The 8,390-nt window shown below is 43.3% G+C and carries 7 protein-coding genes; all 7 read right to left on the bottom strand.

Annotated elements, in window-relative coordinates:
- Nucleotides 1-315: 315 nt before the first annotated feature.
- Nucleotides 316-657: a hypothetical protein gene (locus F6J99_RS36900; RefSeq protein WP_293120706.1), complete on the bottom strand. Its 342-nt coding sequence runs from the start codon at nt 655-657 to the stop codon at nt 316-318.
- 134 nt (nt 658-791) lie between these two features.
- The gene (locus F6J99_RS36895) at nt 792-1,133 is read right to left on the bottom strand and encodes a hypothetical protein (RefSeq protein ID WP_293120704.1); all 342 of its coding nucleotides are present in this window, start codon (nt 1,131-1,133) and stop codon (nt 792-794) included.
- A gap of 136 nt (nt 1,134-1,269) precedes the next feature.
- Entirely contained in the window at nt 1,270-1,611 is a 342-nt protein-coding gene (locus tag F6J99_RS36890; RefSeq protein WP_293120702.1) for a hypothetical protein, read from the bottom strand.
- Between the two features lie 196 nt (nt 1,612-1,807).
- The gene (locus tag F6J99_RS36885; RefSeq protein WP_293120700.1) at nt 1,808-1,930 is read right to left on the bottom strand and encodes a hypothetical protein; all 123 of its coding nucleotides are present in this window, start codon (nt 1,928-1,930) and stop codon (nt 1,808-1,810) included.
- Between the two features lie 4 nt (nt 1,931-1,934).
- Nucleotides 1,935-3,428, bottom strand: coding sequence for a hypothetical protein (locus F6J99_RS36880; RefSeq protein WP_293120698.1), 1,494 nt, complete (start codon nt 3,426-3,428; stop codon nt 1,935-1,937).
- The gene (locus tag F6J99_RS36875; protein ID WP_293120696.1) at nt 3,425-3,796 is read right to left on the bottom strand and encodes a hypothetical protein; all 372 of its coding nucleotides are present in this window, start codon (nt 3,794-3,796) and stop codon (nt 3,425-3,427) included. Before F6J99_RS36875 ends, F6J99_RS36880 begins: the two co-directional genes overlap by 4 nt.
- A gap of 34 nt (nt 3,797-3,830) precedes the next feature.
- A complete protein-coding gene (locus F6J99_RS36870) occupies nt 3,831-7,109 on the bottom strand; it encodes a CHAT domain-containing protein (RefSeq protein ID WP_293120694.1) in 3,279 nt (1,092 codons plus the stop codon).
- Nucleotides 7,110-8,390: the final 1,281 nt, after the last annotated feature.

Raw genomic sequence — 8,390 nt, 5'->3', positions numbered from 1 at the left:
TGTGAGGTACAAATTTCTGGTTTTTAGGGACTTCGGAGCAGGGAGCAGGGAGCAGGGAAGAGGAACCCACCCCTAACCCCTCCCAGGAGGGGAAGTGAGGGAAGAGGGAAAAAATAATGTGTACCTCATAGCTATGAGAAACGCTATAGTGAAATCCAAACCCCAGCCAGGATTTGATATTTCGTAAGCATATGCGCTACGCGCAGGCTACGCCAACAGCTTAAGCGCTACGCGAACAGCTATTAGCTAATGCGCTTTTAGCTGAGGGCTGACCGCTGACCGCTGAGGGCTGACCGCTGAATGCTTACCTAAGTATTAATCCCGATCCAGGTTGGATAGTTGACTATTCACATGAGCCAGATAGCTAGAATCATTGATGGTTTCTGGGGATAATCTTCCTCTTTCAATAGCACTGGCTACGAGGTCTTTGGCGGTAATTCTCTTGGTTTTTACAGCGCTGATGAAACCAGCATTACTGGGAATACCTTGCTCAGCAAAGTAGCCTTGATAACCGAGATAGACCAGGTTAAAGGGTTTAACTTCGACAATATTGTTACGGCTGGTGGTAGAATTGGCAGCGATTTCTGATGCTAAGACGGGAGTAGTAGCGGTAGCAATCAACAATGTGCCTAAACTGCCAAGTACGATACCTTTCATGTTTGTTTCTCCTAAAATTGATTAGTTTAATTGGTTAACTGCTTTTTTTATTACTAGAATGTAGCTCTTAACTTATGTAAGTATTTAGCTAATGGGCTACGCGAACACTTATCAGCTAAATGCTTACCTAAGTATTAATCCCGATCCAGGTTGGATAGTTCAGTGTTCACATAAGCTAGATAGCTAGAATCATTGATAGTTTCTGGGGATAATCTTCCTCTTTCAATAGCACTGGCTACGAGGTCTTTGGCGGTAATTCTCTTGCTTTTTACAGCGGTGATGAAACCAGCATTACTGGGAATACCTTGCTCAGAAAAGTAACCTTGATAACCGAGATAGACCAGGTTAAAGGGTTGAACTTCGACAATATTGTTACGGCTGGTGGTAGAATTGGCAGCGATTTCTGATGCTAAGACGGGAGTGGTAGCGGTAGCAATCAATAAAGTGCCTAAACTGCCAAGTACGATACCTTTCATCTTTGTTTCTCCTAAGATTGATTAGCTTAATTGGTGAACTGCTTATATTTAATTAATAGAATGTAGGTCTTAACTTATGTAAGTATTCAGCTAATGGGCTACGCCAACAGTTATCAGCTAAATGCTTACCTAAGTATTAATCCCGATCCAGGTTGGATAGTTCAGTGTTCACATAAGCTAGATAGCTAGAATCATTGATGGTTTCTGGGGATAATCTTCCTCTTTCAATAGCACTGGCTACGAGGTCTTTAGCGGTAATTCTCTTGGTTTTTACAGCGCTGATGAAACCAGCATTACTGGGAATACCTTGCTCAGCAAAGTAGCCTTGATAACCGAGATAGACCAGGTTAAACGGTTGAACTTCGACAATATTGTTACGGCTGGTAGTAGAGTTGGCAGCGATTTCTGATGCTAAGACGGGAGTGGTAGCGGTAGCAATCAATAAAGTGCCTAAACTGCCAAGTACGATACCTTTCATGTTTGTTTCTCCTGGGGTTGATTCGCTTAATTGGTTAACTGCTTTCCTGTAATTACTAGAATGCAGGTCTTAACTGAGGAGGCAGTGACCCTTAACTGAGAATTTGATAAGGTCTTGCTAAGGAAACTGAATTTAACTTAAAGGGAGTCTGAGGTCAGAAGTCAGAAGTCAGAAGTCAGAAGTCAAACCCTTGCGCTTACTTAGGTTTGAGCTTTGTTGTCACCTCGTGAGAAAATAAGCTGACGGCTGTTCGCGTAGCGTGGCCAAAGGCCTTCGGCTGACGGCTGATGGCTGTTCCCGTAGCGTGCGCGTAGTGCATATACTTACTTTCTTCGCGACCACCAAAGAATAATACCTACAGGAGTTGCTAAGATAACGCCTACTAGGAGATGAAATACTATATCTAGGGAACTGTAGCCCAAATAACTGGGAAGATTAGCGTCTTTAGCTTCTTTGGAAACTGGTAAAATTTTCTCGATAGCATCAGAGGCAACTTGGGACGAAATACCGCTTACGGCTAAGCCTGTACCGACTGTAGTAATCACTAGCTCTAATTTTTGTTCCCGTTTTTGGGCAGCCGCTTCGTTATTGCGATCGCTTTCTGCTTGCTTAACCTCGATCATGCCCCGAATCGTGGCAGTCATCTGCTCAAATAAATGTTGAGTAGGTCTAAGGTAGTTGAGGTCTACTTGAATCTGACTTTGAAATTGCTTGCAGGTGCGGTCAAGGAAGGTTTCTAGAAATGCCAGGTCATCATTGGGCAAACTCAATGCTTTAATGTTCTCTAACTTGGAAGTATAGTTCTCGATGTTGGTAGTAATTGCAGTTCTGTGGTCTTCCATGTCCCGCAGGTATTTAGCATAGTGAAATGCCCGTTGGGGTATTTCCTTGAGCCACTGGTTGAGTTCCTCTAGGGTTTCTTCAGGGGGTTGGACTAATTGCTCTACCTTTTGCTCTAATTCCCTATAGAGTTCCAAGGCTTGATCATGACAGTAGCGGGATTGAGAATAAGCGTAATGTATTTTACTGCGACAACCGAGCAAATTGAGCAAGGAGTGATAAGCATCAACGGTTTTGCTCAAGGTTTCAGGATGAGAGTCTAACCACACCAAAATGTGACAGCGTTCCCTGGGCTTCTGTTTGTCGTTATCGTATTCAAAGATAGGACTACCGAAGAGTTGACCCCTTGCTGATGGTTGGAGATGGTCTGCTGTTTCCTTGACTAACCCTGCAACACACTGATTAGCAAAATCTTCATAGGCAGATTCTTCCACATTAACTGGTTTAACAAATAGCAGTAGGGTCTGTCCGATGGAGGCTTGGATTTGGTCAGTGGGATTGAGCTGACTTAGCTGGGCTAACTCTACGGTTTCACGGTAACGTAGGGTCAGGTCAAGGGCATAGGTATCGTGAATGCGCAGGGGATAAATTTCTCCCATCAGGCGCAGACCATTTTTATCTGAGTCACTGTGAAAACGCAGCTGACGGGCTTGATCTGATTGGGGGTCTTTCCTCACCAATTCCAGCCAATCATCTAGATAGGGTTTTTCCTCTGCTGTTGCTTCTTGGTCTTCATTGCTGGGATGGTAGTGGTACTGAGAACCTTTTGGATCGTAAGTGTAGCTGCGGAGTTCTGTTTTGAGAGATTTGAGGAGTTGGATGTTCCGGTGTTCCCCAAGGGCAACACATTGTTCCCACAGTTGGTTAGCATTGTCCATCACCTCTTGCTTGCCTTTGGTAATGTCTTGGCGCAGCTGAAAGGCACAGAGGGTCAAGCTAGGATTTTGTACTTTCCATGCTGTGGGTGTCTGGTTCATTTGCTAGAGTCTGGTGGTTTTTGCTCCTTAGTAGCTTCGGGAGTAGTTTCGGGGAAACTTTCCCGCATCTGGTTTTTTATGTTTGTTTTGTAGTCTTCGGGTTTAGGCTTGGGATTAGATTCACCTGGACCCATCTGTTTTCTAGGTGTTGAACCAAACATGCTATCTGGTTTATCACTTAAAGCAATAAGAATATCAGGGTGTTCTAGGCACCAAGCGGAGATAGCCTCTGAGAGGGATTCAACATCTTCTGGAAACTTGTCTATTTGTTGCTCTAAATCAATCCTATTCTCAGGTAAAAAGACAGAGGGTTGGTCTTTGATTAGATCAATAAAAGCTTTGATTCTATGTTCAGGTGTAAGTGACATTATAAAAATTATGAGATATATTATGGAGTGAGCTTTATTTACCGATGGCACAAAAGGCAGCCCAGTAGTAAGGTGATTTAAAAGGCTGTTCTTTTGGCTTCATCTTCCTGAACCACAATAACCAATCGACTTTCTGATTGGGAGTCAGGGAAAGAAGGTTTAGATGGTTTTTCCACTTTTCTAATTCTTCTTTAGTAACCTCCCGCAGCCATGTTTGAGCTTGGTTGAGGGCAACGGCAACTGCACCCGTTTCTCTGGTAGGAAACTGACTTAGGTTTTGATAAAATTTAATCATTAACAAGGCAGTGGCAAATTCATCCACTTTCCAGAGGCTGCTGACAACGCTGGGACTACCTGCGTAGAGGAAACCACTGGGCAAACTAATGTATTCATCACTGTTGTACTGATAATCAGTACTACCGGCAACTGCAGTAATGCCTGTTTCACAAGCAGAAAGGGTGACAAGGCGGCATTGATTGAGACTTAGTCCAAAGATTTCCGTTAAGGTGAGGCGTTCATATTCTTTGGAAAAAACATACCGGATTAAGCTGTATGATCGTGATTCTACCGCCCACATAAAGAGATATATTTGCCAAAGGATGGTATTTTGATCTTTGGCTAAAATCAGTGCTGATTCTAGGGGTGATTCTAGATTAAACTCACCATGACAATAAAAATCAATACAGTGGGATAGGGGCATCTCTTGACTGGTCTTAACAGCAGCTTCAGTTGCATCCTGCTTGGCTAAAACTTGGGAAGAGGAGAATAATGGGAGAATGTTGTTAACTTTGAAGTCGGCGTAGTATAGGTCGTTAGTCGGGTTTTGGATAGCAAAGAGCTTACTGAAATCGGGACGCTCTTGCTTTTGACTCAGTTGCAGTAATTGGCAACTAGGAGCATATCGAACTCCTTTGGGGAACAAGTCAAGTAAGTAAGCATTGTTAGTGTGGGTATTTTGCTCACTGTTGTTTGCCTGTTGCTCCCTATTCTCAATGGGCAATGCATGAAGGGGGAACAAATGTAAGAAACGATGGGGGATGAGAATCAACTGCTTACACTTTTGGTCTTGGAGGAGTTTGGCGATAATTTCATCAATATGCAGAATCTGGGCTAATCGGCTTAGTAGGTTATCCAATTTAGTCTGCCACTGGTCTTTTTTCTCGTAGTAAGTAACCAAATATTTTATAGTCAAACCAAATAGGGCTTTGCGCTCTTTAGAAGAAGATTGCCTAACCTGTGGATGCTGATTTTGACGGGTGATGGTAAAGGTGAGAATCTGATTGTCTGTGATATACCACTGAATAATAGCAGTGTGGTCATCAATCAGGGTTTGGATATCACTAAAGGAAATGGGTTCAACCTGTTGGGTGCATCTAAAACTAAAATCTAGTTGGTTGATTTCCTTGAGTAAGTTATCCTGGTTCTGTTTTAAGTTTTTTAACCTTTGCTGCTGTGTTTTGATAGTTTCGCGATATTTATCCTCTGACTCCCGATTTCTTGTTAATATCTCTAACTCTCGCTGTATTACTGGGATTTCCCGTCGCAGCTGTTCGAGTTGCTGGCAGTGAGCTTGGTAAACCTCTGGGTTGGGGTAGCGATCGCGTTTAGGATAGAGGTTTTTGTTAGCTAGGAGTTCTACTAGGTTTCTGCCTTTGCTACGTTCAACATATTCAATTGCTTCGGTAGGTTTGTTTAGTTCCACGCATACTTTTACCATGCTGCTGTAGATTTGGTTATATTTTTCAGCTAGTTTTTGTTTGTCTGCTTCGATGCCAGAACCAGAGACAATCTCACCGCGCAGGGATTCTACTGTTTTAATAGCGTCAGCAAAAGCATTGTAGGCGTTGGTTAACTGTTGGGCATCTTGGTAGGCAAGCCCAAGGTTAAATAAGGTTTCGGAATGGTCTTGGGGAAAAGCCTCACGGGTGAGTACTTGCAAAGCAGCTTGGAAAGCATTGATGGCATCTTCGAGGTTGTCTGCCTTCTCTCCCATGATTCTGTTACTGTAGGCAATTGCCAGATTATTTTGAGTCATTGCCCAATCTTGGGGAAAAGCCTCACGGGTGTACACTTGCAAAGCAGCTTGGTAAGCATTGATGGCGGCTTCGAGGTTGTCTGCCTTCTCTCCACTGATTCTTCTGTAAGCTTCTCCCAGATTATTTTGAGTGGTTGCCCACTGTTGGGGAAAAGCCTCACGGGTGTACACTTGCAAAGCAGCTTGGTAAGCATTGATGGCATCTTCGAGGTTGTCTGCCTTCTCTCCCATGATTCTTTTACTGTAGGCAATTCCCAGATTGTTTTGAGTGGTTGCCCAATCTTGGGGAAAAGCCTCACGGGTGCGCACTTGCAAAGCAGATTGGAAAGCATTGATGGCGGCTTCGAGGTTGTCTGCCTTCTCTCCCCTGATTCTGTATAAGTAGGCATTCCCCAGATTATTTTGAGTCATTGCCCACTTTTGGGGAAAAGTCTCACGGGTGTACACTTGCAAAGCTACTTTGTGAGCATTGATAGCTGCTTCAAGGTTGTCTGCCTTCTCTCCCCTGATTCTCTCACCGTAGGCATTTGCCAGATTATTTTGAGTCATTGCCCAATCTTGGGGAAAAGCCTCACGAGTGCGCACTTGCAAAGCCCTTTGGAAAGCCTTGATGGCTGCTTCGAGGTTGTCTGCCTTCTGTCCCCTGATTCTGTTACGGTAGGCAGCAGCCAGATTATTTTGAGTGGTTGCCCAATCTTGGGGACAAGCCTCACGGGCAAAAACAGTGCTAACCACCTCATAGCCAGTAATGGCAATCTCCAAGTTAGTCTCCCTACTGCCTAGCGGAAACTTCTGAATTAGATTGCTGAAATTGACAATATCTAAGGCGATGCTTTCGGCTAGTTCTGGTTCTACTTCTGCCAAAATCACCGTTGCCCAGTATCGCAACAGCACTGCCAAGTTATCATCTAGCTTGTCTAGGTTTGCTTGCAGTAGGGGATAAACCACTTGCGGGTTACCGTTGCTTTCCTCGGTTGCCTGCAATACCTCCATCACGAAGTTAAGTTGGGAGTCGGCAGTCGGCAATTGCGAAGAGGTAGGACTTGTTGATGACAATCCCAGGATCTGAGCTAGCAGACCGGCAACATTAGTTAAACATTCAGCAGCATTGTTATTGCCCTTCTCTAACAACAACTCTGCCACTTGTTGGATCACCTGCACCAACCCCCCATCTAGCAAATCCCAGTGGGAATTCAAAACCTCTGATTCCTGGCCACTGGGACAACTCAGCAGCTCTTGAATCAGATTGCGATAGGCTTGGAGGCGTTCTTCATCCATGATTATTCCTGAGGGGGGCAACAAGCAAGCTGAAATCTTTACTGAGTAATGATTTCAGCGTTATCAGGGTTTGAGCTTCCAGGAAATAAATCGAGGGTCAATTTCCGAATCAAGCCATAGCTGATTGGGCTCAAAGCCTTATCTAGTAAGCTTTTCGTTGCTCATGTACCCTCTCAGGATTATTCTTAGTGAAGTGATAATATGCCCCAAGAAGGATGCCACTGGGGAAATTGGGAAGTAGAATCCTACCCAGAATCAGGGTAAGTATTCAGCTAATGCGCTACGCGCACGCTACGCGAACAGCTTAAGCGCTACGCGAACAGCTGATGGGATAGGGCACGCTACAACACTTTTGAATAAGCGGTAGTGGTAAAGATGTAGTAATTTGGCTACGGTGTAGTCAAAGTTTCGGGGGTTAAAATCACTACTTGTGTACCACCACCGTTTTTTGTTGACCGTTGACCCTTTACCGTTAACCAGAGACGTCGGTAATAGTGCCCTAGGTCAGGCTACGGGAACGGAAATTTAAATGCATCTTAGCGAAGCAAAGTATAGGGTTTTTATTTGAGATGTAAACATAGGATGCATCAAGACAGGGAACAGGGAAAAGGGAACAAGTAACAGTAGTAAAGAGCTACGAATAGTTTTTGATGTGATCAGAAATAAGCAATATTGTTTATAACCTATTTGTAAATGCTATAAATTCGTAATTATCTCTTATCAAAAGATAATTCATCAAAAATTTATTAAGTTAAAGATTAAGTAAATTTAACTTTGAGTATATCAATTATCAAAGATTTCTATGTAATACTATTTATGAAAAATAAATCAGTCATCAACGTTAACTAGTTCATTGTTGTCATAGCTACCAGCCTAAAGCCGTCAAAGAAAAGAACCCCATCTGGGGATAATAATCAACAATGAACACTATCCTTAGAGCACGCAGCTTAAGTTCCTAGGGATTTTTATCATTAGTTACATCCATGCTTAGACTAGTTGGCTTGGATGTGTCAGATCATGGTGCTTGCTTATTAAGAGGCTCTATATTTTAGAATTAATTGATTTGAGCCCCTTGATATTTAGATGATCTGAATTATAGCTTTTCTGGCATTTATGAGGTATGCTTATCCACCTCAAAGTCCCCCTTTTTAAGGGCAGGGCTGTTTCATTTTCAGGAATAAATTGTCTTTTTCTACGGGTGAAAGGGAGCTGGGGTGCTGGGGAGAGGTTTTTTTTCAGGTTAAAAATAACTTTTTATTAGCTTTAATCCCCCCTATCTCC

The organism is Moorena sp. SIO4G3, assembly GCF_010692305.1.
In the GTDB taxonomy this organism is placed as follows: domain Bacteria; phylum Cyanobacteriota; class Cyanobacteriia; order Cyanobacteriales; family Coleofasciculaceae; genus Moorena; species Moorena producens_A.
Note: the sequence above shows the minus strand (reverse complement) of the source record. Positions and strands in the feature narration are given on the sequence as shown.

Excerpts from the sequence above, each read along its gene's own strand:
- F6J99_RS36885 (WP_293120700.1), bottom strand. The coding sequence starts at position 1,930 with ATGCACTACGCGCACGCTACGGGAACAGCCATCAGCCGTCAGCCGAAG.
- F6J99_RS36900 (WP_293120706.1), bottom strand. The coding sequence starts at position 657 with ATGAAAGGTATCGTACTTGGCAGTTTAGGCACATTGTTGATTGCTACC.
- F6J99_RS36895 (WP_293120704.1), bottom strand. The coding sequence starts at position 1,133 with ATGAAAGGTATCGTACTTGGCAGTTTAGGCACTTTATTGATTGCTACC.
- F6J99_RS36875 (WP_293120696.1), bottom strand. The coding sequence starts at position 3,796 with ATGTCACTTACACCTGAACATAGAATCAAAGCTTTTATTGATCTAATC.
- F6J99_RS36890 (WP_293120702.1), bottom strand. The coding sequence starts at position 1,611 with ATGAAAGGTATCGTACTTGGCAGTTTAGGCACTTTATTGATTGCTACC.
- F6J99_RS36880 (WP_293120698.1), bottom strand. The coding sequence starts at position 3,428 with ATGAACCAGACACCCACAGCATGGAAAGTACAAAATCCTAGCTTGACC.
- F6J99_RS36870 (WP_293120694.1), bottom strand. The coding sequence starts at position 7,109 with ATGGATGAAGAACGCCTCCAAGCCTATCGCAATCTGATTCAAGAGCTG.